Below are 22536 nucleotides of genomic sequence, written 5' to 3' on the forward strand. Positions count from 1 at the left end.
AAGGTCCCGTTCTCTCCATGCCCGAATTGGTGTTTTTCTCCGGCACGATGGACTGCGGGAAGAGTACGTTGGCCCTCCAGATCGGCCACAACCGGTCGGCGCGCGGGCTCCAGGGCGTGATCTTCACCCGAGACGACCGGGCGGGCGAGGGCAAGCTGTCCTCGCGCCTCGGCCTGGTGACGGAGGCGGTCGAGGCCGGCGAGGGCATGGACCTGTACGCGTACCTCGTGGCGCAGCTCTCCCAGGGCGGCAGGGCCGACTACGTGATCGTGGACGAGGCCCAGTTCCTGGCACCCGACCAGATCGACCAACTGGCCCGCATCGTCGACGACCTGGACATGGACGTCTTCGCGTTCGGCATCACCACCGACTTCCGCACCAAGCTCTTCCCCGGCTCCCAGCGCCTGATCGAGCTGGCGGACCGCATCGAGCAGCTCCAGGTCGAGGCGCTGTGCTGGTGCGGCGCCCGCGCCACCCACAACGCCCGTACGGTGGGCGGGGAGATGGTGGTCGAGGGCGAGCAGGTCGTCGTCGGCGACGTGAACCGCCCGGCGGAGGAGATCGGCTACGAGGTCCTCTGCCGCCGCCACCACCGCAAGCGCATGACCTCGGCCGCGGCCCGCGCCGGCGCCCTCTCCCCGGACGTCCTCCCCGTCAACCACGCCTGACACCGCGGGAGCCGCGTCAGGGGGTGGTGCGGATGATGGTGAACACCGCGCCCTCCGGGTCCGCGACCGTGGCCAGGCGGCCGCCCGGGCCCTCGTGGGGCGGCTGGAGCACGCTGCCGCCGAGCAGTTCCACGCGGGCGGCGGCCGCGTCGGTGTCCGCGACCTCGAAGTACGTCATCCAGTGCGGGCCCCGGTCGTGCGGCAGCGAGCGGCCGACGCCGTGCACGGCGGCCACCGGCCGGCCCTGCAAGCGCAGGGTCACGTGGTCGAACTCCTCGGACGCCTCGGGGTGGGCCTGGCCCTCGTGGCCGAAGACGTGCTCGTAGAACTTGCCCACCGTGGTGGTGTCCTGGGTGATGAGCTCGTTCCACACCGGGGTGCCCGGCAGCCCGTGCAGCCGGGTGCCCATGTGCGTCTGGGCCTGCCAGATCCCGAAGATCGCGCCCAGCGGGTCGGAGCAGATCGCCACCCGGCCCGCGATGCCGGCGTCCAGCGGGCCCACCGCCACGGTGCCGCCGCAGGAGCGGATCGACTCGGCGGTGGCGTCCGCGTCGTCCGTCGCGAGGTACGTCGTCCAGGCCACCGGGAGGTCCCGGTCCAGTGGCATCTCGCCGATGCCGGCGACCTCCCGGCCGTCGAGCACGGCCCGGACGTACGGGCCGAGCTGCTCGGGGCCGGGTTCGTACTCCCAGCCGAAGAGGTCGGTGTAGAACTCCTCGGTGGACCCGAGGCTGTGCACCATCAGGCTCACCCAGCACGGCGTGCCGGGCGGGCGCCGCGTCGCTTCCGAAGCCTCGGTCATGTCAGGCGTCTCCTCCGTCGTAGCGCGTGTCCCCGCAGTGATGCTTGCACTCCGGGACGTCCGGCGCGCCCCGACCGGGCCGGGTTCACGCGGTGCGGGGGGAGATGACCGAATCGGTGCGGAGCGGGGACGTCCCGCTTGTCACGGGGGGTGTGGGTGGGGGAGAAGATGGGCCCATGACTGCGATCCTCTCGGCTTCCGAACTGATGAGCGAACTGGCCGGCCCGCGGCCGCCGGTGCTCCTGGACGTCCGCTGGCAACTCGGCGGGCCCGACCAGCGCCCCGCCTACGAGGCCGGGCACATCCCCGGCGCGGTGTACGTCGACCTCGACCGCGAATTGGCCGGTCCGGCGGGGTCGGGGGGCCGGCACCCGCTGCCGGAACCGGAGGCGTTCGGGGCGGTGATGCGGCGGGCCGGGGTCTCGGCGGGGGCGCCGGTGGTCGTGTACGACGGCGGACTCGGGTGGGCGGCGGCGCGCGCGTGGTGGCTGTTGCGCTGGACGGGTCACGCGGAGGTGCGGGTACTGGACGGGGGCCTGGCCGCGTGGACGGCGGCGGGCGGCGCGGTGTCCGCCGACGCGGTGTCTCCTGCGGAGGGCGATTTCAAGCCAACTCCGGGCGGATTGGGGCTGCTGGACGCGGACGGGGCGGCGGCGCTGGCCCGCGAGGGCGTCCTGCTGGACGCGCGGGCGGGGGAGCGGTACCGGGGCGAGGCCGAGCCGATCGACCGGGTCGGCGGGCACATCCCGGGGGCGGTGTCGGCGCCGACGACGGAGAACGTGGGCGCGGACGGGCGGTTCCTCCCGGGCGCGGAGCTGCGGGCGCGGTTCGCGGGGCTGGGGGCGACGGCCGAGGACGGCGGCCGCCCGGTCGGGGTGTACTGCGGGTCGGGGGTCTCCGGTGCGCACGAGGTGCTCGCGCTGGAGGTGGCCGGGGTCGCGGCCGCGCTGTACGCGGGCAGCTGGTCGGAGTGGTCCGCGGACCCGGACCGCCCGGTCGCGACCGGTCCGCTTCCGCGGTAGCGGCCGGGCCGTCGCCCCTGGGCCGCCCCGGCCCCGCACGTCAGGCGTCGGGTGGGCGTGGGCGCGGCCGGGTTGCCCCGGCGGGCACCTGGGGCTCCGCCCCAGACCCCGCGCCTCAAACGCCGGCGGGGCTGGATGTGGCCCCGCGCGTCAGGCGTCGGGTGGGCGCGGCCGGGTTGCCCTGGCGGGCACCTGGGGCTCCGCCCCAGACCCCGCGCCTCAAACGCCGGCGGGGCTGGATGTGGTGGTCCCGTGGGTGGGTTATTCCTGTTTCTTGCGGCGGGTGCCGAAGACGATTTCGTCCCAGCTGGGGACCGCCGCGCGGCGGCCCGGGCGGACGCCGTCGGCTTCGGCCTGGCGGTCGGTGGTGCCCGTCAGCCGGTCGCGGTGGCCCGCGACCGTACGCGGCATCAGGACATCGGCGTACGCCGCACCGGCTCCCGCCGACGCCGCCGGGGGCTCCTCCGCCTCCGGCTCCTCGGCCGGCTCGTCGGGGCGTTCCGGGACGACCAGGTCGCCGCGGAAGCTCGGTACCGCTTCCAGCAGGCTCGTCAGCGTGTCCCGCTCCTCCTCCGGCTCCGGCGGCGGGGCGGGACGCTCCAACTGGCGCTCCATCTGGCGGTCGAGGGCGCGGTCCAGCGGCCGGTCGCGCGGCAGGCGCGCGATCCTCGGCACGAACGGGAAGCTCGGCTCCGGCGTCGCGGGCAGGTCGTCCGACTCGCCGATCAGCGAGCGGGCCTCGTCGTCCACTGCGACGACCAGCCGGCGCGGCGGATCGTACGACCAGCTCGCCGAGTGCGGTTCGCCCACGACCCGGTAGACCAGCAGGACTTCCCACGTGCCGTCGTCGCGGCGCCAGGAGTCCCACTGCACGGATTCCTTGTCGACCCCGCGCAGCGTCAGCCGTTCCCCTACGGCCTCGCCGAGCTGCGGTCCGGTGTTCTCGCCGGGGCGGCGCACGGGAGTCTTGCGGGCCCGCTCCGCCATGAACGCGCGCTCGGCGAGGACCGGGCCCTCGAAGCGGCGCACGCGGTCGACGGGGATGCCCGCGAGCTGGGCGACCTCCTCCGCGGAGGCACCGGCTCGTATGCGGGCCTGGATGTCGCGGGGGCGGAGGTGGCTCTCCACCTCGATCTCGATCTGGTTCAGGCGTGCGCGATCGTTGCGTACGGCAGCCCGAAGCCGCTCGTCGATCGGAAGCGTGTACTCCGTGCTGTCCGCAGCCTTGAGCACCAGTCGTGTGCCGTCATTTGAGACGGCCACGACACGCAGTTCGGGCATGGGGACCTCCCGGGTGGTGCCTGCCGACGTCACGTGCGTCGCTGCTTCCGCTAGTCGAGTGTGGCCTGCCCGGGTGCAGCCTGCCACAACCTTGCCGAGTTAAACCGGCGTGTCGGGCATGCGCCCTTGATCGCCGTTATGGCACGGTTACCTGTTGGGCACGCACAGTGACCGAACGATTACTGTGCGCAGCAGGAACCCGTGCAACACCGCGGCATCGCCGGTATCGAGTGCCGTTTCTCCATCGTCCGGCCCCCTCTCCCGAGTCCGGACATCCGAAAGGAAGGACGGCCCCAGGGCTCGCCACAGTACTCCATTCGGGCCACCTGGGTGGACCGCCGCGCCGCCGAACTTGTCTCCGGCGGCGGGAGTTGGGCTGCCCTGAATCTGCCCCGGATCGGCCCGGAGCTGCGGGCGCGCCCGTTTTCGGGTGTCTTGCTTCACAGAATCCCCAGAAATGGAACTATCTGTTTCGCTCACCTGTCAGTAACTGCTGTAAGCGGTGGTCACGGACGGGCAGAGGTTGGGGATGGGGCAGAAGGCGACGCAGGGCATCGAAGCGTTCGGAGATGCCTCTGATGCGAACAACACGGGCAAGAAGCTGGATCTGAGCGTGGCTCAGGTCGCGGGCACCTCGCTCGCGACCGTCGCGGCCGCCCTGCTCGCCTCGAAGCTGGGCGTCTACGGGACCATCCTCGGCGCCGGCGTGGTGAGCGTGGTCGCCACCGCCGGCGGGCCCGTCATCCAGCACTTCTTCCGCCGCACCGGCGACCAACTGCGCGAGACCGCCCGGCCCAGGGTCCGCCAGGAGCCGCTCCCCGGGAAGAGTGACGGGGAGAACGACGGGCAGGGTGACGGCGAGTTCGGCGCGGCCACCGTGCACGGCACCCGGGTGCGGGGCTGGAAGCGCACCGCCGTCGCCTCCGGGGCGGCCTTCGCCATCGCGATCGGCGGCCTCGGGGCGTACGAGGCCGTCGCCGGGACCTCGGTCAGCAAGGACGGCGGGACCATTTTCTCCGCCGGTACCCGCAAGGCCCCCGACGCCCGGCCGGACCCCGGAACCGACGCCCCGGAGCGCGAACGGCAGGAGCGGCAGGGCGGCGGGGAGCGGGACGGGAAGGGTGGGGCGACCCCGGGGTCCGGGGGCTCCCCGAGCCCTTCGCCCTCGCCCGGGGACCGGAGCCCGGGTTCCGGACCGAGCCCCTCCGGCTCCGGGGAGCCGCCGGCTTCGCCGAAGCCGAGCCCCTCGACCCCGGCCCCCTCGCAGGACCCGAACCCGGATCCCGGCCAGAAGCCGAGCCCGGACCCGGACCCGGACCCGAAGCCGAAGCAGACCCCGGCTCCGCCCGGGTCCGCGCCCGCCCCGGCTCCCCGGAGCTCCTCCTGACCGGGGCTCAGGAAGCGCGGGCTCAGGCCCCGAGGACGCGCCGCAGGTAGTCGTTGCCGAACAGCCGCTCCGGGTCCAGCCGGTCCCGCAGCGCGGTGAACTCGCCGAAGCGCGGGTACGCGCCGGCGAGGTACTCCGCGTCCCGGGTGTGCACCTTGCCCCAGTGCGGACGCCCGCCGTGCGCGGTGAAGATCCGCTCGGCCGCCGTGAAGTAGGCCTGGTACGGGGTGCCCTTGTACATGTGCACCGCGATGTACGCCGTCTCGCGCCCCGAGGCCGTCGACAGCGGGATGTCGTCCGCCGGAGCCGTCCGCACCTCGACCGGGAAGCTGATCCGCAGGCCCGAGCTGTCGACCAGCCGCTTGAGCTCCCGCAGCGCCTCGACGACGCGCTCGCGCGGAAGGGCGTACTCCATCTCCACGAACCGCACCCGGCGCGGGCTGGTGAACACCTTGTACGGGATGTCCGTGTAGGTGCGCGCCGACAGGGCGCGGCTGGCGACCCGGGCGATGGCGGGGATGGCCGCCGGGACCGCGCGGCCCAGGGAGTTGACGGCCTGGAAGACCCCGTTGGAGAGCAGTTCGTCCTCGACCCAGGAGCTGACCGCGCCGGGCGGGGCGGCCGGGCCCTGGCTGCGGTTGTTGCGCTTGGTGTTGCAGTTGCCGGTGTGCGGGAACCAGTAGAACTCGAAGTGCTCGTTCTCCGCGACGTGCTCGTCGAACTCGGCGGTCACCCGGTCGAAGGCCATCGGCTCCTCACGGGCGGTCAGGAAGAAGAGCGGCTCCACGGCGAAGGTGAGGGCCGTGACGATGCCGAGCGCTCCTATGCCGAGCCGGGCCGCGGCGAAGACCTCGCGCTCCTCGTCGGTCCCCTTCTCCGAGCAGTTCAGCAGCCGGCCGTCCGCCGTGACCAGGTCCAGGGCGCGGATCTGGGCGGCGATGGAGGCCGAGTCCCGGCCGGTGCCGTGGGTTCCGGTACTGGTGGCGCCGGAGACCGTCTGCTCCATGATGTCGCCCATGTTGGTGAGCGAGAGGCCCTCCCGGGCCAGGGCCAGGTTGAGGTCCCTCAGCACCGTGCCCGCCGCCACCGTGACGGTGCCGGCCTCCCGGTCGATCGCCTGTATCCCCGAGAGCGCCTGGGGGCGTACGAGCACCCCGTCGGTGGCGGTGGCCGCGGTGAAGGAGTGGCCGGTGCCTACCGCCTTCACCCGCAGCCCGTCCTCGGCGGCCCGGCGGACCACGTCCTGGAGTTCCCCGACCGAGGTCGGGGTCACCACGCGGGCGGGCGCGGCGGTGACGTTGCCCGCCCAGTTACGCCACGCGGCCGGTGTCCCCCGACCTGATTTCCCTGCTGTCGCCGTCCCCATCGCTAGCTGGCTCCTCCCCTTGCGCCGGCCTCGTCAGCCGGCGGTATCCCGCGAACGCCACCGCGGCCGCGGTGCACCCCGCCGTGAGGGAGACGACGTACCCGTTCTGCGCGCCGGCGGCGTCTACGACCCAGCCGGTCACGGAGGAACCGATCGCGATGCCGACCGCGAGGCCGGTGCTGATCCAGGTCATGCCCTCGGTCAGCTTCGCGTGAGGTACGTGCGCCTCGATCAGGGCCATCGTGGTGATCATCGTGGGAGCGATGGCGAGGCCCGAGACGAAGAGCGCCACGGCCAGAAACGGAAGGTTCCCGGCCAGTAGGAGGGGGATCATACTCACGGCCATCGCACTGATGCCCAGTACCCAGCGAGGTTCGGCCTTGCCCTTGAAGTGCAGCAGGCCGAAGACGATGCCCGCGAGACAGGAGCCGAACGCCCACACCGCGAGGAAGACGCCGCCCAGGGACTTGTCGCCGTGTTCCCCGGCGAGGGCCAGGGTGGCCACGTCCACGGAGCCGAAGATCGCGCCGGTCGCGACGAAGGTCGCCACCAGTACCTGCAGGCCGGGGGAGCGCAGCGCCGAGGAGCGGTCCGGGTTCTCGTGCCGCGGATGCGGCTTCGGCTCGGTGGCGGTGAGGGCGGTCAGCCACCACACGCCCGTCACCAGGCAGACGAGGGCGACCACCGGTCCGGCCTCGGGGAACCAGCCGGCCGAGAGCGTCGCGGCCAGGGGCGGGCCGACGATGAAGCAGAGCTCGTCCACGATCGACTCGAACGAGTAGGCCGTGTGCAGTTGGGGGGTGTCGCGGAACAGGGCCGTCCAGCGGGCCCGGACCATCGAGCCGACGCTGGGCACGCACCCGGCGACGACGGCGAAGACGAACAGGGTCCAGCTCGGCCAGTCGTTGGCCGCCGAGACCAGCAGGCCGGTCACCGCGGCGGCCGCGGTCAGGGTGGCCGGGCGCAGTACCCGCCGCTGCCCGTGCTCGTCGACCAGCCGGGAGATCTGGGGGCCGACGGCGGCGGCGGAGAGCGCGATGGTGGCGGTGATCGCGCCGGCGAGGGCGTAGCTGCCGCCCAGCTCGGTGATCATCGTGAGGACACCGATGCCCACCATGGACAGCGGCATCCGGCCTATCAGGCCGGCGGCTGTGAACCCCTTGGTGCCGGGGGCCGCGAAGATCGCGCGGTAGGGACTGGGCAAGGTGCCCTCCGTAAGGGACGTGATTGGCTCACACAGGTTACGTCTGCCGACAAGGCGCCCGCACGGGGAAACACCGACAGGAACTTAGGGTTACCTTACCTGTCATTCGGGTGGGGGCGGGGCCGGGTCCGTTCACCCGGCCCGGGCGCCTGGTGGCAGGATTCGGGGCATGTCAGACCAGCTCCGCGCCCCCGACGCCGGCTCCGCCGCCCCCTACGACGCCCTCCTGCTGCTGTCCTTCGGCGGCCCCGAGGGACCCGACGACGTCGTGCCCTTCCTGGAGAACGTCACGCGCGGGCGCGGGATCCCGCGCGAGCGGCTCAAGGAGGTCGGGCAGCACTACTTCGGCTTCGGCGGGGTCAGCCCCATCAACGAGCAGAACCGGCGGCTGCTGGCGGCGCTGCGCGAGGACTTCGCGAAGCACGGGCTGGACCTGCCCGTGTACTGGGGCAACCGCAACTGGGCCCCGTACCTGACCGACACGATGCGGGAGATGGCCCGCGACGGCCACCGCCGGATCGCGGTGCTCGCGACCAGCGCCTACGCCTCGTACTCGGGCTGCCGCCAGTACCGGGAGAACCTCGCCGACGCGCTGGCGACGCTGGCCGCCGAGGGCGTGGAGCCGCCGCGCGTGGACAAGCTGCGGCACTACTTCAACCACCCCGGGTTCGTGGGGCCGATGACCGAGGGGGTCCTCGCCGCGCTGGCCGCGCTGCCCGAGGGCGCGCGCGACGGCGCGCACCTCGCGTTCAGCACGCACTCCATCCCGACCGCGGCCGCCGACGCCTCCGGGCCCGCCCCCGACCACACCGCGGACGGCGAGGGCGGCGCGTACGTCAAGCAGCACCTCGACGTCGCCCGGGTGATCGCGGCCGAGGTGGCCGCCCGGACCGGGCGCGAGCACCCCTGGGAGCTCGTCTACCAGTCCCGCAGCGGCGCCCCGCACATCCCGTGGCTGGAGCCGGACATCTGCGACCACCTGGAGGCGCTGCACGGCGCGGGGGCGCCCGCGGTGGTCATGGTGCCCATCGGCTTCGTCTCCGACCACATGGAGGTCCTCTACGACCTCGACACGGAGGCCACGGCGAAGGCGGCGGAGCTCGGCCTCCCGGTCGCCCGCTCGGCCACGGTCGGCGCGGACCCGGCGTTCGTGGAGGCGGTACGGGAACTCGTCCTGGAGCGGGCCGCCGAGGAGCGCGGGGAGGCGGCCGAGGAGTGCTGGGTGGGCATGCTGGGCCCGAGCCACCACGTGTGCCCCGTGGGCTGCTGCCCCGCCAGGGCGCCGCGGCCGGCGGCCGCGGGCGTGGACAGTCCGTACGCGTAGGGAGTGGAACAGAACGTGATCTCTGAGGAACTGAAGGCCGAACTGCTGGCCGTGGGCCTGGACGCCGCCCGGCGGGCGGGAGAGCTGCTGCGGGACGGGCGGCCGGCGGACCTGGCGGTGGCGGCGACCAAGTCCAGCCCGATCGACGTGGTGACCGAGATGGACATCGCGGCCGAGAAGCTGATCACCGGCCTGATCGCGGAGCGGCGCCCCGAGGACGGGCTGCTGGGCGAGGAGGGCGCGGACAGCCCGGGCACGAGCGGCGTGCGGTGGGTCGTGGACCCGCTGGACGGCACCGTGAACTACCTCTACGGGCTGCCGAGCTGGAGCGTGTCCGTCGCCGCCGAGTACCGGGGCGAGACCGTCGCCGGGGTGGTGGCGGCCCCGATGCGCGGGGAGACGTACCACGCGGTGCTGGGCGGCGGGGCATGGCTGGGCGGGACCCGGCTGGCCTGCCGGGCGGCCGCGCCGCTGGACCAGGCGCTGCTGGGCACGGGCTTCGGGTACCTCCAGGAGCGGCGGGCGCACCAGGCGGAGGTCGTGGCGCGCGTCATCCCGGTGGTGCGCGACATCCGGCGCGGGGGGTCGGCGGCGCTGGACCTGTGCGACGTGGCCGCCGGGCGGCTGGACGGGTACTACGAGCGGGGGCTGAACCCCTGGGACCTGGCGGCGGGCGAGCTGATCGCGCGGGAGGCCGGGGCCCTGACGGGCGGCCGGCCGGGGCTGCCCGCCTCGGGCGAGCTCGCGCTGGCCGCGACCCCGGCGGTGTTCGCCTCGATCCAGCCGATGCTGGAGGAACTCGGAGCCTGGCACGACTGACGACCGGCCCGCCGGCGTAGCCGCCGGATCGCGCCGGTGCCCGGACGTGAGGGAACCCCGGCCGCCCTGTCGGGCGGCCGGGGTTCCGTACCGTCTGTGAGGTGTGGTGTCAGCAGGCCGGCACGGACACGGGTACGCCGTGCTCGGCCGCGAGGCGCTGGAGGTCTTCCAGCTCCGCCTGCTCCACGTCCGCGAGGTAGTCGTCGCCCGTCTGGAGGGCCTGTTCGAGGTCCGACTGCGTGTTCCTGATGCGCTGCAGGAGACCCGCGGTGAATGCGTCCATGGGTGCGCCCCCTCTGCGTGGGTCGCGGCGGGCCGGCACGAGGCCGTCCGCCGTCAGGGAGTGGTTGGGGTGATGACGTCCTCCCCGGCACCCTGGGCGCAGAAACCTCGTGAGGACAGGGAATCCTCACTTCCGTGTCATGGAAGTGGACGGAGCGGCGTCTTACAGCCGGTTTACGGCCGAAACCGGCAGGATGGACGCGCAATACACGTGTGCCCACCAGGGCTCGAAGGAAGGAAACGACGTGCGCGTACTCGTCGTCGAGGACGAGCAGCTGCTCGCCGATGCGGTGGCCACCGGACTGCGCCGGGAGGCCATGGCCGTGGACGTCGTGTACGACGGCGCCGCCGCTCTGGAGCGCGTCGGGGTGAACGACTACGACGTGGTCGTGCTCGACCGGGACCTCCCGCTCGTGCACGGTGACGACGTCTGCCGGAAGATCGTCGAGCTCGGCATGCCCACGCGCGTGCTGATGCTGACCGCCTCCGGCGATGTGAGCGACCGGGTCGAGGGGCTGGAGCTCGGCGCCGACGACTACCTGCCCAAGCCCTTCGCCTTCACCGAGCTGACCGCCCGCGTGCGCGCCCTGGGGCGGCGTACGACGGTGGCGCTGCCGCCCGTACTGGAGCGGGCCGGCATCAAGCTGGACCCGAACCGGCGCGAGGTGTTCCGCGAGGGCAAGGAGGTGCAGCTGGCGCCGAAGGAGTTCGCGGTGCTGGAGGTGCTCATGCGCAGCGAGGGGACCGTGGTCTCCGCCGAGCAGCTGCTGGAGAAGGCCTGGGACGAGAACACCGACCCGTTCACCAACGTGGTGCGCGTGACGGTGATGACCCTGCGCCGCAAGCTCGGCGAGCCGCCCGTCATCGTGACGGTCCCCGGTTCCGGATACCGGATCTGACGGCGATGGCCGCCACCCCGGCGCCGCCGGCGGCGCCACCGAAACCGACCTGGGACCCCGGCCAGCCCGAGGGTCCTTTCCCTTGGCTGCGGCCGACGATCCGGATACGCCTCACGCTGCTGTACGGCGGGATGTTCCTGATCGCCGGCATCCTGCTGCTGTCGATCATCTACCTGCTGGCCGCGCAGGCGCTGCGCGAGGGCAACGCCCTGCCGTTCAAGATCGTCAGCGTCAGCGGGCAGAAGGTCGAGGTCTCCAGCCCCACCTGTTCCGGCGTGGGCACCGACCAGTCGCTCGACCAGTTCAACGCGGCCATACAGGCGTGCATCCTGGACCAGCGCAAGCACGCCCTGGACGACCTGCTCAGCCGGTCGCTGATGGCGCTGCTGGGCCTCAGCGTCATCGCCTTCGCCTTCGGGTACGCGATGGCCGGCCGGGTGCTCTCGCCGCTCGGCAAGATCACCCGTACCGCCCGGCGGGTGGTCGGCTCCGACCTGACCCGGCGCATCGAGCTCGACGGGCCGGACGACGAGCTCAAGGAGCTCGCGGACACCTTCGACGAGATGCTCGACCGGCTGGAGCGGGCCTTCACGGCCCAGCAGAGATTCGTGGCCAACGCCTCGCACGAGCTGCGCACACCGCTGGCGATCAACCGCACGCTGCTGGAGGTGCACCTGTCCGATCCCGGGGCGCCCGTGGAACTCCAGCAGCTGGGCAAGACGCTGCTGGCCACCAACGAGCGCAGCGAGCAGCTGGTCGAGGGCCTGCTGCTGCTGGCGCGCAGCGACAACCAGATCGTCGAGCGCAAACCCGTGGACCTGGCGGAGGTCGCCTCGCGCGCCCTGGACCAGGCGCGCGGGGAGGCCGAGACGAAGGGCGTGGAGATCCGCGGCGAGTGCGCGCCGGCCGTCGTCCAGGGCAACGGCGTGCTGCTGGAGCGGATCGCGCTCAACCTGGTGCAGAACGCCGTCCGGTACAACGTGCCGGAGGGCGGCTGGGTGGAGGTCACCACCGAGGTCCAGCACGGCCACGCGGTGCTGCTGGTGTCGAACACGGGTCCCGTGGTTCCCGCGTACGAGGTGGACAACCTGTTCGAGCCCTTCAGGCGGCTGCGTACGGAGCGAACGGGCAGCGACAAGGGTGTGGGGCTCGGTCTGTCGATCGCGCGCTCCGTGGCGCGCGCCCACGGCGGCCGCATCCAGGCGACGCCCCGCGAGGGTGGTGGTCTCGTGATGCGCGTCACGTTGCCCGTGTGACCAGGCCGTCGGACCGTTCGCTGTTGGCTGAACGGTCCGATCGGCGAGACAGTGGTATTTGTGTGATCGATCACATGGCCCAGTGTTGAGTCATGTGCGTTCTGTGACCCCAAGAGGGCCGGAACGCCCGGGAAGTCCGGGTTTCCGGTACCCCGGATGGCGGGAAATACACGGGGTGGCGTTTGTGCAGGACGGCCCCCGGACCGTGTACGGTCCCGGTCGTCATCCCAGCCAATTGCTCCTTCGGGCGTGCGGCTGGGTGTCGATTGAGTAACAGACCTTGATGTGAGGCAAAATCTCCGCCTCAGGTCGGGCACAAGTCCGGCCTCTCGCGCGTTACGTGCGCTGAGACACCGCTAAATCCCAGAGGGGGAGAGCGAACAATGGCAACGGACTACGACACCCCACGCAAGACCGACGACGACGTCGACAACGACAGCATTGAAGAGCTGAAGGCCCGGCGCAACGAGAAGTCGTCCTCGGTCGTCGACGTCGACGACTTCGACTCGGCGGAAGGAATGGAACTTCCGGGAGCGGACCTCTCCAACGAGGAGCTGGCCGTCCGGGTCCTGCCCAAGCAGGCCGATGAGTTCACCTGCATGAGCTGCTTCCTGGTGCACCACCGCAGCCAGCTGGCCCGCGAGAAGAACGGTCAGCCGATCTGTCGCGACTGCGACTGAGAGGCCAGGGCCGTGACAGGCTCGACGCCCTTCCGGAAGATGCGCTTCCGGAAATCAGGTGATCCGGCGGAGACGCAGGCGGGAGCCACGGGCCCGGAAACGGGCCCTGGAGCCCCCGGCGTACCCGCCGTGCCCTCCGGCACCACAGCTGCGGTGCCGTCGGCCACAGCGGCCGGCGAGGGGTCCCGGGGCACCGGCGGGGCCCGTCGGCTGCAAGCCGTCCGTGACGGCATGCGCAAGGGTGGCGCGGGATTCGGCGCGGGCATCAGGGCCGTGGTCCTGTACATCGCCGACCGGATCATCGAGATCGCCCCGCGCGTTCCGGTTCGGGACCTCGCGACGCTGCGCGCGCAGTTCCCGGGCCTCGGTCCCGATCAGCTCGCCGACAAGCTGATCGCGGGCGCCGCCAACGCCACCTCGACCGTGGGCGCGGGGATCGGCGCGGCGGCCATGCTGCCGGTGCCGCCCGCGATGCCGGCGGAACTGGCGGCCGAGATCACCTCCGTCGCGGCGATCGAACTCAAGCTCGTCGCCGAGCTCCACGAGGTGTACGGCCGGCGGCCGGCCGGAAACCTCAGGGAACGCAGCTTCGCCTACCTGACCGCGTGGACCGAGGAACGCGGGATCGACCTGACCAAGCCGACGACGCTGAACGCGGCGCTCGGCGGTCAGATGAAGCGCGAGCTGCGCCAGCAGATCGTGAAGCGGATGTTCCGCGACCTTCCCAACCTGATGCCGTTCATGGTGGGCGCGGCCGTCGGCGCCGTCATGAACCGCCGCGACACCCGCAAGCTCGCTGAGAAGGTCCGTACCGACCTGCGCAAGCACGCCGTGGCCTGGGACGCCCTGAGCGCGCTCCCGCCCCTGGAGCAGCCCGCCCAGCCCCTTCCCGGGCCCCTCGGGGCCGCACCCGAAGGCCCCGGCCCGGACCCGCGCGGCTGAGCGCGGCTCAGCGCGGTCGGCCTCAGCCGGCCGGACCGGCCGGGGCAGCGGCCTTCGCCGCCCGCAGCGCCGCCACCAGCGCCTGCGGCTCCCGGGTCGACAGGTACAGGTACGGGGTCGGGTCCGCCGGGTCGGTGACCTCGACGCGGACCGCCGTCGGAACGTAGCCGCGCAGCAGCATGAAGGCGCGCGCGTCGGCCTTGTACGTCCGCCAGGCGCGGGCCTCCTCCGCGTCCAGCACCTCCGGTTCGCCCAGCGCCGTCGCCGGGATCCGGGCGTCGCCCGCCGCCAGCACGCCGTTGACCACGCGCACGCGCGCGGAGCCGTACGAACTGACCAGCGCACCCGCCAGCGCGGTGCCGCCTACCAGACCGGCCAGCAGCGCCAGCCCGCCCAGCGGCAGCAGCATGAGCGCGCAGGCCAGACCGGTCAGAGCGGCGACGCCCCACCAGGAACGGGGGGCGGTGAGGCGTTCGTCGTGGTGCGCGGGGGAGGGCTGCATGGCATCAAGCCTGCCACGGGGCGACCGGTGGGTAGCCGCGCGGGTAAGGTCTGCGGCTGTGAGTGGACGAAACACAGCGTTGACGCCCCCGGCGGACGCCACCGCGCCGGTACGGCACCCCGATGCCCCGGCCCCCGGCGAGCTGCTCGGCGCGCACTACGAGCACTGCTTCGGCTGCGGCGAGGACCAGCCGCACGGGCTGCACCTGGAGTCGCGGGCCGGCGAGGGCGTGCGCGTCACCGCCGAGTTCACCGTCAAGCCCGCCCACCAGGGCGCGCCCGGCCTCGCCCACGGCGGCGTGCTGGCCACCGCGCTCGACGAGACGCTGGGCTCGCTGAACTGGCTGCTGCGCGTCATCGCGGTGACGGGACGGCTGGAGACCGACTACCGGCGGCCCGTCCCCGTGGGCACCGTGCTGTACCTGGAGGCCGAGGTCACCGCCGTGGCCGGCCGGAAGATCTACAGCACGGCCGTCGGCCGGATAGGCGGCCCCGAGGGCCCGGTCGCGGTCCGCGCCGACGCCCTCTTCATCGAAGTGAAGGTCGACCACTTCATCGAGAACGGTCGGCCCGAGGAGATCCGGGCGGCCATGGCCGAACCGGACCAGGTCAGGCGCGCACGCGCCTTTGAGGTGAACCCCTGATGTCCCTGAGCAACCCCGCCCCGGTCGACGTGCTCATCCGCCGGGTCGACCCGGAGGTCCCGATCCCGGCGTACGGCCACCCCGGCGACGCCGGCTGCGACCTGGTGACCACCGAGGCCGCCGAGCTGGAGCCCGGCGAGCGCGCCGTACTGCCCACGGGCGTCTCGATCGCGCTGCCCGACGGCTACGCCGCCTTCGTGCACCCGCGTTCGGGCCTGGCCGCCCGCTGCGGGCTCGCGCTCGTGAATGCCCCGGGGACGGTGGATGCCGGGTACCGTGGGGAGATCAAGGTGATCGTGGTCAATCTCGACCCGCGCGAGAGCGTCAGGTTCGAGCGTTTCGACCGCATTGCCCAGCTGGTTGTCCAGCGGGTCGAGAAGGTGCGCTTCCACGAGGTGGCGGAACTTCCCGGCTCGGCCCGGGCCGAGGGGGGTTTCGGCTCCACCGGCGGTCATGCGGCCGTGGCCGGATCCGGCGCTGGTCAGCAGGGTGGGAATGGCTACGCTTCGGTCGTAACCGACCGGGAAGGACAGTGACGTGTTCGGACGTCGCAAGAAGAACGACTCCGTCAACGACGGCGGCGCGGCCGAGCAGGTCGTCGACGGCGCGCACGCCGATGAGCGGGACGGCGCCGAAGACCTCGACGCCTCCGCCGCGCCGCGCAGGATGAACCTGCCGCCGGCCCCGCGGCCGGACGGCCCCTGGGACGTCTCCGAGGTGCTCGGCAACCCCGAGGACGGCCGGGTGGACCTGGGCGGCATTCTCGTACCCGGTGTCGAGGGCATGGAGCTGCGTGTCGAGGTCGCGGGTGACGCGATCGTGGCGGCGACCGTGGTCCTCGGCGACAGCGCCGTGCAGCTGCAGGCCTTCGCGGCGCCCAAGAAGGAAGGCATCTGGGGCGAGGTCCGCGACGAGATCGCCTCGGGCATCACCCAGCAGGGCGGCATCATCGACGAGGCCGAGGGCCCGCTGGGCTGGGAGCTGCGCGCGCAGGTCCCCGTCCCGCTGCCCGACGGCCAGACCGGCGCCCAGCTGGTGCGCTTCGTCGGCGTCGACGGCCCGCGCTGGTTCCTGCGCGGTGTCATCTCCGGCCAGGGCGCGGTGCGCCCCGACTCGGCCGGGGTACTGGAGCAGATCTTCCGGGACACCGTCGTCGTACGCGGCGAGGGCCCGATGGCCCCGCGCGACCCGATCGTCCTGAAGCTGCCCAACGACGCCCAGATGGTGCCGGACGGCGTGCAGACGACCGAGGAGCCCGAGGGTTCCCGCTTCGGCGGCGGCATGGGCCAGCTGGAGCGCGGCCCGGAGATCACCGAGGTCCGCTGACGCCGGCCCCGCCGGCGGGGGCCGCGGGGCCCCCGCCGTACGCCCGCGTACACGTGTTTTGGCCGGTGGGCCGTACTCCTTCGGGGGGACGGCCCACCGGCCTTCGCGTACCCGGGGACCGGTCGCGTCAAGGGTGCGTCAGGGATGGCCGTAAACCCCCGCACAGGTGCGTGAACGGGGCGAACGTCCCCGAGAATGAGCGCATGGGACGCGGCAAGCTTCGGATCTACCTCGGCGCGGCACCCGGTGTGGGCAAGACGTACGCGATGCTCTCCGAGGCCCACCGCCGGGTGGAGCGGGGCGCCGACTGCGTCGTCGGCTTCGTCGAGCACCACGGGCGGCCGCGCACCGAGGTCATGCTGCACGGCCTGGACCAGGTGCCGCGCAGGGCGCTGTCGTACCGGGGCGCCGGGTTCACGGAGATGGACGTGGACGCGGTGCTGGCCCGCCGGCCCGCGATCGCGCTGGTGGACGAGCTGGCGCACACCAACGTGCCGGGCTCGCGCAACGCCAAGCGCTGGCAGGACGTGGAGGAGCTCCTGCGGGCCGGCATCGACGTCGTCACCACCGTGAACATCCAGCACCTGGAGTCCCTCGGGGACGTGGTGGAGTCCATCACCGGGGTGCGCCAGCGCGAGACGGTGCCCGACGAGGTGGTCCGGCGGGCCGACCAGATCGAACTCGTGGACATGTCCCCGCAGGCCCTGCGCCGGCGGATGGCGCACGGGAACATATACAAGCCCGACAAGGTCGACGCGGCGCTGTCCAACTACTTCCGCCCCGGCAACCTGACCGCGCTGCGCGAGCTGGCGCTGCTGTGGGTGGCCGACCGGGCCGACGAGTACCTCCAGCAGTACCGCGGCGAGCACGGCATCCGCTCCACCTGGCAGGCCCGGGAGCGGATCGTCGTCGGCCTCACCGGCGGCCCCGAGGGGCGCACGCTGATCCGGCGCGCCGCCCGGCTCGCCGAGAAGGGCGCGGGCGGCGAGGTGCTCGCCGTCTACATCGCCCGCAGCGACGGGCTCACGGCGGCTTCCCCGAAGGAGCTCGCGGTCCAGCGGACCCTGGTCGAGGACCTTGGCGGAACGTTCCACCACGTCATCGGCGACAACGTCCCGGACGCCCTCCTCGCCTTCGCCCGCGGGGTCAACGCCACCCAGATCGTGCTCGGCTCCAGCCGCCGCAAGGCCTGGCAGTACGTCTTCGGCCCCGGTGTCGGCGCCGGCGTGGCCCGGGACTCGGGCCCCGACCTCGACGTGCACATCGTCACCCACGAGCACGTCGCCAAGGGCCGCGGGCTGCCCGTGGTCCGCTCGGCGGCCCGGCTCGGCCGGACCCGGATCATCGCCGGCTGGGTGGTGGGGGTGGTCTTCCCCGTCCTGCTGGCCGTGCTGCTCACGCACGTGGACGCCGACCTCGGCCTCGCCAACGACATGCTGCTGTTCCTGTCGCTGACCGTGGCCGCGGCGCTGCTCGGCGGGCTGTTCCCGGCGCTGGCCTCGGCGGCCGTCGGCTCGCTGCTGCTGAACTACTTCTTCGCGCCGCCGCTGCACCGGTTCACCGTCTCCGATCCCAAGAACATCGTGGCCATCGCGGTCTTCTTCGGGGTGGCCGTCTCCGTCGCCTCGGTGGTCGACCTGGCCGCCCGGCGCACCCACCAGGCGGCGCGGCTGCGGGCCGAGTCGGAGATCCTGTCCTTCCTGGCCGGGAGCGTGCTGCGCGGCGAGCACACCCTGGACGCGCTGCTGGAGCGGGTGCGCGAGACCTTCGCGATGGAGTCGGTGGCCCTGCTGGAGCGCGCCGGTGACGTCGAGCCGTGGAAGCCCGCCGGCAGCGTCGGGCCGAGCCCGGTCACCCGGCCCGAGGACGCCGACGTGGACATGCCGATCGGCGATCACATGGCGCTGGCCCTGTCGGGGCGGGTGCTGCCCGCCGAGGACCGGCGGGTGCTCGGGGCGTTCGCCGCGCAGGCCGTCGTGGTGCTGGACCGCCAGCGGCTGGTCGGCGAGGCCGAGGAGGCGCGCCGGCTGGCGGAGGGCAACCGGATCCGGACCGCTCTGCTGGCCGCCGTCAGCCATGACCTGCGGACCCCGCTGGCCTCGATCAAGGCGTCCGTGTCCTCCTTGCGCTCCGATGACGTGGAGTGGTCCGAGGAGGACCGGGCCGAACTCCTCGAAGGGATCGAGGACGGCGCCGACCGCCTCGACCACCTGGTGGGGAACCTGCTGGACATGTCCCGCCTGCAGACCGGCACCGTGACCCCGCTGATCCGGGAGATCGACCTCGACGAGGTGGTCCCGATGGCGCTGGGCGGCGTACCGGAGGACAGCGTGGTGCTGGACGTGCCGGAGTCGCTGCCCATGGTGGCGGTGGACCCGGGACTGCTGGAACGGACCGTGGCCAACGTGGTGGAGAACGCCGTGAAGTACAGCCCGCGCGGGGAGCCGGTGCTGGTGGCGGCGAGCTTCCTCGGCGACCGGGTCGAGGTGCGGGTCGTGGACCGCGGGCCCGGAGTCCCCGACGAGGCCAAGGACCGGATCTTCGCCCCGTTCCAGCGGCACGGGGACGCACCGCGCGGGGCCGGAGTGGGGCTCGGGCTGGCGGTGGCCCGCGGGTTCGCCGAGGCCATGGACGGCACCCTCGCGGCCGAGGACACCCCCGGGGGCGGCCTCACCATGGTGCTCACCCTGCGTGCGGTGACGCGCGACAAGACACCGCCACATGTCACGGTGGACGGCGAAGACCGCCCCGGCCCCGCAGACCTCGAACCGATACGACAGAAGGCAGGCCCTCAATGACCCGAGTGCTCGTGGTGGACGACGAGCCCCAGATCGTCCGAGCCCTCGTGATCAACCTGAAGGCACGCAAGTACGAGGTCGACGCCGCCGCCGACGGGGCCCAGGCCCTGGAGCTGGCCGCGGCCCGCCACCCCGACGTGGTCGTCCTCGACCTCGGCCTGCCCGACATGGACGGCGTCGAGGTGATCAAGGGCCTGCGCGGCTGGACCCGGGTGCCGATCCTGGTCCTGTCGGCCCGCCACAGCTCCGACGAGAAGGTCGAGGCCCTCGACGCCGGCGCCGACGACTACGTCACCAAGCCCTTCGGCATGGACGAGCTGCTGGCACGGCTGCGCGCCGCCGTCCGCCGCGCGGAGCCGGCCGCCGGTGCCGGCGGGGACGAGGTGGTCGTCGAGACCGAGGACTTCACGGTGGACCTCGCGGCCAAGAAGGCCGTCCGCGAGGGACGCGACGTACGCCTGACCCCGACCGAGTGGCACCTGCTGGAGGTCCTCGTCCGCAACGGCGGCAAGCTCGTCAGCCAGAAGCAGCTCCTCCAGGAGGTCTGGGGGCCCTCGTACGGCACGGAGACCAACTACCTGCGGGTCTACATGGCCCAGCTGCGCCGCAAGCTCGAAGCGGACCCCTCGCATCCGCGGCACTTCATCACCGAACCGGGCATGGGATACCGCTTCGAGCGGTAGTGGCGGCGCCGGTAGGCTTCCTCTATGAGTGCTGAACCGCGTCCCGAGAAGCCCGTGAAACCGGCAAGGCCGGCGGGCCGGTTCCGCCGGATGATAGAGCGGCTGTCCACCTCGCAGGAGGAGCTGCATTCGGCGGAGCTGCAAGAGGCCGCAGAAGCCGCGGGGTGCACGCGGATCTGCGACTCGCACGACCGCCAGATAGTCAAGGTGACCGGAACCCTGCGCACCGTGACCCTGCGGCCGCGGGCGGGCGTACCGGCCCTGGAGGCGGAGCTGTTCGACGGCTCCGCCGCACTGGACGTGGTGTGGCTCGGACGTCGCTCGATCGTGGGAATCGAACCGGGGCGGCGCATGATCGCCTCCGGACGGATCTCGATGAGCCATGGGCGCCGGGTGCTCTTCAACCCGAAGTACGAACTCCGACCGCTCGGACAGGAGCAGTAACCGGTGACGTCATTCGACAAACCGATCACCCCGGACCCCGCCGGAGAGCCTTCCGAGGACCAGAAGGCCGTGACCGAGGCAGCGCTCTTCGACGCGTTCGGAGGCATCCGGGGCACCGTGGAGACGATGCTGCCCGGGCTGCTCTTCGTGATGATCTACACGATCAACAAGGACGTGAGGATGTCCGCCATCGCGGCGGGCGGCGTCGCGGTCCTGCTCGTGATCGTGCGGCTGCTGCGCAAGGACACCGTCAAGCACGCCTTCAGCGGCGTCTTCGGCGTCGGCGTCGGCGTTGCCTTCGCCCTCTTCACCGGCTCCGCCAAGGGCTTCTACCTGCCGGGCATGATCTACGGCGCCGGGCTCGGCGTGGCGTTCACGCTGTCCGCGCTGGTCGGCTTCCCGCTGCTCGGCGTGGTCCTGGGGCCGGTGTTCAAGGAGAACCTGTCCTGGCGCACCCGCAACCCCGGGCGCAAGAAGGCGTACACCAAGGCCAGCCTGGCCTGGGGCATCATCTTCCTCGCCAAGTACGCGATCCTCTTCCCGCTGTACTGGTGGGGTGACGCGACGCAGCTGGGCTGGGTGCTGATCGCGCTGAAGCTCCCGCCGATGGTGCTCGCGGTGTACTTCACCTGGATGTTCCTGGCGAAGGCGCCGCCGCCGATCGACGTGATCGCGGAGTGGGAGGCCAAGGAGGAGGCCGAGAAGGCCGCCGAGAGGGCCCGCAGGTCCGCGGCCGGATAGCGGCTACGCAGGCGTACGCAGGCGCCCCTCCACGGGCGAACGAAAGGGGCGGGGCGGCCGATCGGCCGCCCCGCCCCTTTCGCGTGCCTCGTGTGCCGCGCCGTGTCAGTCGCGGGCCTGGAGGAGGTCCTCCAGCTGCTCCTCGCGGGCCTGGGCGGCCACGAAGAGGAGCTCGTCGCCCGGCTCCAGGGTCTCCTCGCCGTGCGGGGTGAGCACCCGGTTGCCCCGGATGATCGTGACGAGCGAGGTGTCCTCGGGCCAGGAGATCTCGCTGATCTGGGTGCCCGCGACCGAGGAGTCGGCCGGCAGGGTCAGCTCGACGAGGTTGGCGTCGCCGTGGCTGAAGCGCAGCAGCCGCACCAGGTCGCCGACGCTCACGGCCTCCTCGACCAGCGCCGACATCAGGCGCGGGGTGGAGACGGCGACGTCGACGCCCCAGGACTCGTTGAAGAGCCACTCGTTCTTGGGGTTGTTGACCCGCGCCACGACGCGGGGGACCCCGTACTCGGTCTTCGCCAGCAGCGAGACGACCAGGTTGACCTTGTCGTCGCCCGTCGCGGCGATGACCACGTTGCAGCGCTGCAGCGCGGCCTCGTCCAGCGAGGTGATCTCGCAGGCGTCGGCCAGCAGCCACTCGGCCCGCGGCACCCGCTCCACCGAGATGGCGGTCGGCGCCTTGTCGACCAGCAGCACCTCGTGGCCGTTCTCCAGCAGCTCGCCCGCGATGGAGCGACCCACGGCGCCGGCTCCGGCGATCGCGACCCTCATGCGTGTGCCTCCTCGGGACCCTCGGCGAGAGCCTCCTCGACCTTGGCGATCTCGTCCGTACGCATCATCACGTGGACGAGGTCGCCCTCCTGCAGCACGGTCTGGGAGGTCGGCAGCATCGCCTCGCCCAGCCGGGTGAGGAAGGCGACGCGCACGCCGGTCTCCTCCTGCAGCTTGCTGACCTTGTGCCCGATCCAGGCGGCGGACGTGTGCACCTCGGCGAGCTGGACGCCGCCGCTCGGGTCGCGCCACAGCGGCTCCGCGCCCGAGGGCAGCAGCCGGCGCAGCATCTGGTCGGCGGTCCACCGCACGGTCGCGACGGTGGGGATGCCGAGCCGCTGGTAGACCTCGGCGCGCTTGGGGTCGTAGATGCGGGCCGCGACGTTCTCGACGCCGAACATCTCGCGGGCCACGCGGGCAGCGATGATGTTGGAATTGTCACCACTGCTGACCGCGGCGAAGGCGCCCGCCTCCTCGATTCCGGCCTCCCGCAGGGTGTCCTGGTCGAAGCCGACGCCGGTGACCCGGCGGCCGCCGAAACCGGCGCCCAGCCGGCGGAATGAGGTGGGGTCCTGGTCGATGACGGCGACCGTATGCCCCTGCTGTTCCAGGGTCTGCGCGAGGGCGGAGCCCACTCTTCCGCAGCCCATGATGACGATGTGCACGGCCGTCCTTCCGGCTGCCAGCGGCGCGCTGGTT

General features: G+C 72.5%; 24 protein-coding genes. 16 read left to right on the forward strand and 8 right to left on the reverse strand.

All coding sequences use genetic code 11. The features are described from left to right. The first annotated feature begins 17 nt into the window (after positions 1-17). Positions 18-668, forward strand: coding sequence for a thymidine kinase (locus EES41_RS27125; protein ID WP_123080688.1), 651 nt, complete (start codon positions 18-20; stop codon positions 666-668). A 16-nt stretch (positions 669-684) separates the two neighbouring features. Here EES41_RS27125 and EES41_RS27130 read toward each other — a convergent pair whose 3' ends face one another. Next, positions 685-1470, reverse strand: coding sequence for a VOC family protein (locus EES41_RS27130; RefSeq protein ID WP_123080689.1), 786 nt, complete (start codon positions 1468-1470; stop codon positions 685-687). A gap of 176 nt (positions 1471-1646) precedes the next feature. Between EES41_RS27130 and EES41_RS27135 the strand changes: the two genes are divergently transcribed. Further along, a complete protein-coding gene (locus EES41_RS27135; RefSeq protein WP_123080690.1) occupies positions 1647-2492 on the forward strand; it encodes a sulfurtransferase in 846 nt (281 codons plus the stop codon). 261 nt (positions 2493-2753) lie between these two features. Here EES41_RS27135 and sepH read toward each other — a convergent pair whose 3' ends face one another. Next, positions 2754-3773, reverse strand: a complete 1020-nt coding sequence (sepH, locus tag EES41_RS27140; RefSeq protein WP_123080691.1) for a septation protein SepH — start codon at positions 3771-3773, stop codon at positions 2754-2756. Between the two features lie 529 nt (positions 3774-4302). Here sepH and EES41_RS27145 point away from each other — a divergent pair. Beyond that, positions 4303-5160: a hypothetical protein gene (locus EES41_RS27145; protein ID WP_254211579.1), complete on the forward strand. Its 858-nt coding sequence runs from the start codon at positions 4303-4305 to the stop codon at positions 5158-5160. Between the two features lie 22 nt (positions 5161-5182). On the opposite strand, the gene EES41_RS27150 is transcribed toward EES41_RS27145, so the two are convergent. Next, a complete protein-coding gene (locus EES41_RS27150) occupies positions 5183-6526 on the reverse strand; it encodes a D-arabinono-1,4-lactone oxidase (protein ID WP_123080693.1) in 1344 nt (447 codons plus the stop codon). After that, positions 6471-7730 (reverse strand): MFS transporter, encoded by a 1260-nt coding sequence (locus EES41_RS27155; protein WP_123080694.1) that lies wholly within the window; start codon positions 7728-7730, stop codon positions 6471-6473. Before EES41_RS27155 ends, EES41_RS27150 begins: the two co-directional genes overlap by 56 nt. Before the next feature lie 169 nt (positions 7731-7899). On the opposite strand from EES41_RS27155, the gene EES41_RS27160 reads away from it, so the two are divergent. Both EES41_RS27160 and EES41_RS27165 read left to right on the forward strand, forming a co-directional pair. Next, complete coding sequence (locus EES41_RS27160) at positions 7900-9054, forward strand: ferrochelatase (RefSeq protein WP_123080695.1); 1155 nt, start codon at positions 7900-7902, stop codon at positions 9052-9054. An 18-nt stretch (positions 9055-9072) separates the two neighbouring features. Next, the gene (locus EES41_RS27165; RefSeq protein ID WP_123082716.1) at positions 9073-9873 is read left to right on the forward strand and encodes an inositol monophosphatase family protein; all 801 of its coding nucleotides are present in this window, start codon (positions 9073-9075) and stop codon (positions 9871-9873) included. A 109-nt stretch (positions 9874-9982) separates the two neighbouring features. Here EES41_RS27165 and EES41_RS41605 read toward each other — a convergent pair whose 3' ends face one another. Beyond that, on the reverse strand, positions 9983-10156 hold the full coding sequence (locus EES41_RS41605) for a hypothetical protein (RefSeq protein ID WP_164495953.1): 174 nt from the start codon (positions 10154-10156) through the stop codon (positions 9983-9985). 244 nt (positions 10157-10400) lie between these two features. Between EES41_RS41605 and EES41_RS27170 the strand changes: the two genes are divergently transcribed. The 4 genes from EES41_RS27170 (at position 10401) to EES41_RS27185 (ending at position 13932) form a co-directional block, all read left to right on the forward strand. Further along, complete coding sequence (locus EES41_RS27170; RefSeq protein ID WP_030008767.1) at positions 10401-11054, forward strand: response regulator transcription factor; 654 nt, start codon at positions 10401-10403, stop codon at positions 11052-11054. A 5-nt stretch (positions 11055-11059) separates the two neighbouring features. Next, positions 11060-12310, forward strand: a complete 1251-nt coding sequence (locus EES41_RS27175) for a HAMP domain-containing sensor histidine kinase (protein ID WP_008741352.1) — start codon at positions 11060-11062, stop codon at positions 12308-12310. A gap of 383 nt (positions 12311-12693) precedes the next feature. Next, a complete protein-coding gene (locus EES41_RS27180; protein WP_008741351.1) occupies positions 12694-12990 on the forward strand; it encodes a DUF4193 domain-containing protein in 297 nt (98 codons plus the stop codon). 12 nt (positions 12991-13002) lie between these two features. Beyond that, positions 13003-13932, forward strand: a complete 930-nt coding sequence (locus EES41_RS27185) for a hypothetical protein (RefSeq protein ID WP_123080696.1) — start codon at positions 13003-13005, stop codon at positions 13930-13932. Positions 13933-13954: 22 nt separating this feature from the next. Here EES41_RS27185 and EES41_RS27190 read toward each other — a convergent pair whose 3' ends face one another. Continuing rightward, the gene (locus tag EES41_RS27190) at positions 13955-14434 is read right to left on the reverse strand and encodes a DUF3093 domain-containing protein (protein WP_123080697.1); all 480 of its coding nucleotides are present in this window, start codon (positions 14432-14434) and stop codon (positions 13955-13957) included. Between the two features lie 58 nt (positions 14435-14492). Here EES41_RS27190 and EES41_RS27195 point away from each other — a divergent pair, with 58 nt between their 5' ends. The 7 genes from EES41_RS27195 (at position 14493) to EES41_RS27225 (ending at position 21069) form a co-directional block, all read left to right on the forward strand. Then, positions 14493-15077, forward strand: coding sequence for a PaaI family thioesterase (locus EES41_RS27195; RefSeq protein WP_123080698.1), 585 nt, complete (start codon positions 14493-14495; stop codon positions 15075-15077). Next, the gene (dut, locus tag EES41_RS27200; protein ID WP_123080699.1) at positions 15077-15613 is read left to right on the forward strand and encodes a dUTP diphosphatase; all 537 of its coding nucleotides are present in this window, start codon (positions 15077-15079) and stop codon (positions 15611-15613) included. The genes EES41_RS27195 and dut overlap by 1 nt, the downstream gene beginning before the upstream one ends. A 1-nt stretch (position 15614) precedes the next feature. Then, a complete protein-coding gene (locus EES41_RS27205) occupies positions 15615-16403 on the forward strand; it encodes a DUF3710 domain-containing protein (protein WP_123080700.1) in 789 nt (262 codons plus the stop codon). Between the two features lie 203 nt (positions 16404-16606). Beyond that, positions 16607-19201: a sensor histidine kinase KdpD gene (locus EES41_RS27210; RefSeq protein WP_123080701.1), complete on the forward strand. Its 2595-nt coding sequence runs from the start codon at positions 16607-16609 to the stop codon at positions 19199-19201. After that, a complete protein-coding gene (locus EES41_RS27215; RefSeq protein ID WP_037798274.1) occupies positions 19198-19884 on the forward strand; it encodes a response regulator in 687 nt (228 codons plus the stop codon). Before EES41_RS27210 ends, EES41_RS27215 begins: the two co-directional genes overlap by 4 nt. A 24-nt stretch (positions 19885-19908) precedes the next feature. Further along, the gene (locus EES41_RS27220) at positions 19909-20328 is read left to right on the forward strand and encodes an OB-fold nucleic acid binding domain-containing protein (RefSeq protein ID WP_123080702.1); all 420 of its coding nucleotides are present in this window, start codon (positions 19909-19911) and stop codon (positions 20326-20328) included. Positions 20329-20331: 3 nt separating this feature from the next. After that, complete coding sequence (locus tag EES41_RS27225; RefSeq protein WP_123080703.1) at positions 20332-21069, forward strand: DUF3159 domain-containing protein; 738 nt, start codon at positions 20332-20334, stop codon at positions 21067-21069. Between the two features lie 105 nt (positions 21070-21174). On the opposite strand, the gene EES41_RS27230 is transcribed toward EES41_RS27225, so the two are convergent. Both EES41_RS27230 and EES41_RS27235 read right to left on the reverse strand, forming a co-directional pair. Beyond that, on the reverse strand, positions 21175-21837 hold the full coding sequence (locus EES41_RS27230; RefSeq protein ID WP_123080704.1) for a TrkA family potassium uptake protein: 663 nt from the start codon (positions 21835-21837) through the stop codon (positions 21175-21177). Then, positions 21834-22502 (reverse strand): TrkA family potassium uptake protein, encoded by a 669-nt coding sequence (locus EES41_RS27235; RefSeq protein ID WP_008741343.1) that lies wholly within the window; start codon positions 22500-22502, stop codon positions 21834-21836. The genes EES41_RS27230 and EES41_RS27235 overlap by 4 nt, the downstream gene beginning before the upstream one ends. Positions 22503-22536: the final 34 nt, after the last annotated feature.

It is taken from the genome of Streptomyces sp. ADI95-16 (assembly GCF_003721495.1).
Lineage (GTDB): Bacteria > Actinomycetota > Actinomycetes > Streptomycetales > Streptomycetaceae > Streptomyces > Streptomyces goshikiensis.

Coding starts and splice junctions, on each gene's coding strand:
- EES41_RS27125 (WP_123080688.1), top strand. CDS start 18: ATGCCCGAATTGGTGTTTTTCTCCGGCACGATGGACTGCGGGAAGAGT.
- EES41_RS27130 (WP_123080689.1), bottom strand. CDS start 1,470: ATGACCGAGGCTTCGGAAGCGACGCGGCGCCCGCCCGGCACGCCGTGC.
- EES41_RS27135 (WP_123080690.1), top strand. CDS start 1,647: ATGACTGCGATCCTCTCGGCTTCCGAACTGATGAGCGAACTGGCCGGC.
- sepH (WP_123080691.1), bottom strand. CDS start 3,773: ATGCCCGAACTGCGTGTCGTGGCCGTCTCAAATGACGGCACACGACTG.
- EES41_RS27145 (WP_254211579.1), top strand. CDS start 4,303: ATGGGGCAGAAGGCGACGCAGGGCATCGAAGCGTTCGGAGATGCCTCT.
- EES41_RS27150 (WP_123080693.1), bottom strand. CDS start 6,526: ATGGGGACGGCGACAGCAGGGAAATCAGGTCGGGGGACACCGGCCGCG.
- EES41_RS27160 (WP_123080695.1), top strand. CDS start 7,900: ATGTCAGACCAGCTCCGCGCCCCCGACGCCGGCTCCGCCGCCCCCTAC.
- EES41_RS41605 (WP_164495953.1), bottom strand. CDS start 10,156: ATGGACGCATTCACCGCGGGTCTCCTGCAGCGCATCAGGAACACGCAG.
- EES41_RS27175 (WP_008741352.1), top strand. CDS start 11,060: ATGGCCGCCACCCCGGCGCCGCCGGCGGCGCCACCGAAACCGACCTGG.
- EES41_RS27180 (WP_008741351.1), top strand. CDS start 12,694: ATGGCAACGGACTACGACACCCCACGCAAGACCGACGACGACGTCGAC.
- EES41_RS27190 (WP_123080697.1), bottom strand. CDS start 14,434: ATGCAGCCCTCCCCCGCGCACCACGACGAACGCCTCACCGCCCCCCGT.
- dut (WP_123080699.1), top strand. CDS start 15,077: ATGTCCCTGAGCAACCCCGCCCCGGTCGACGTGCTCATCCGCCGGGTC.
- EES41_RS27210 (WP_123080701.1), top strand. CDS start 16,607: ATGGGACGCGGCAAGCTTCGGATCTACCTCGGCGCGGCACCCGGTGTG.
- EES41_RS27215 (WP_037798274.1), top strand. CDS start 19,198: ATGACCCGAGTGCTCGTGGTGGACGACGAGCCCCAGATCGTCCGAGCC.
- EES41_RS27220 (WP_123080702.1), top strand. CDS start 19,909: ATGAGTGCTGAACCGCGTCCCGAGAAGCCCGTGAAACCGGCAAGGCCG.
- EES41_RS27230 (WP_123080704.1), bottom strand. CDS start 21,837: ATGAGGGTCGCGATCGCCGGAGCCGGCGCCGTGGGTCGCTCCATCGCG.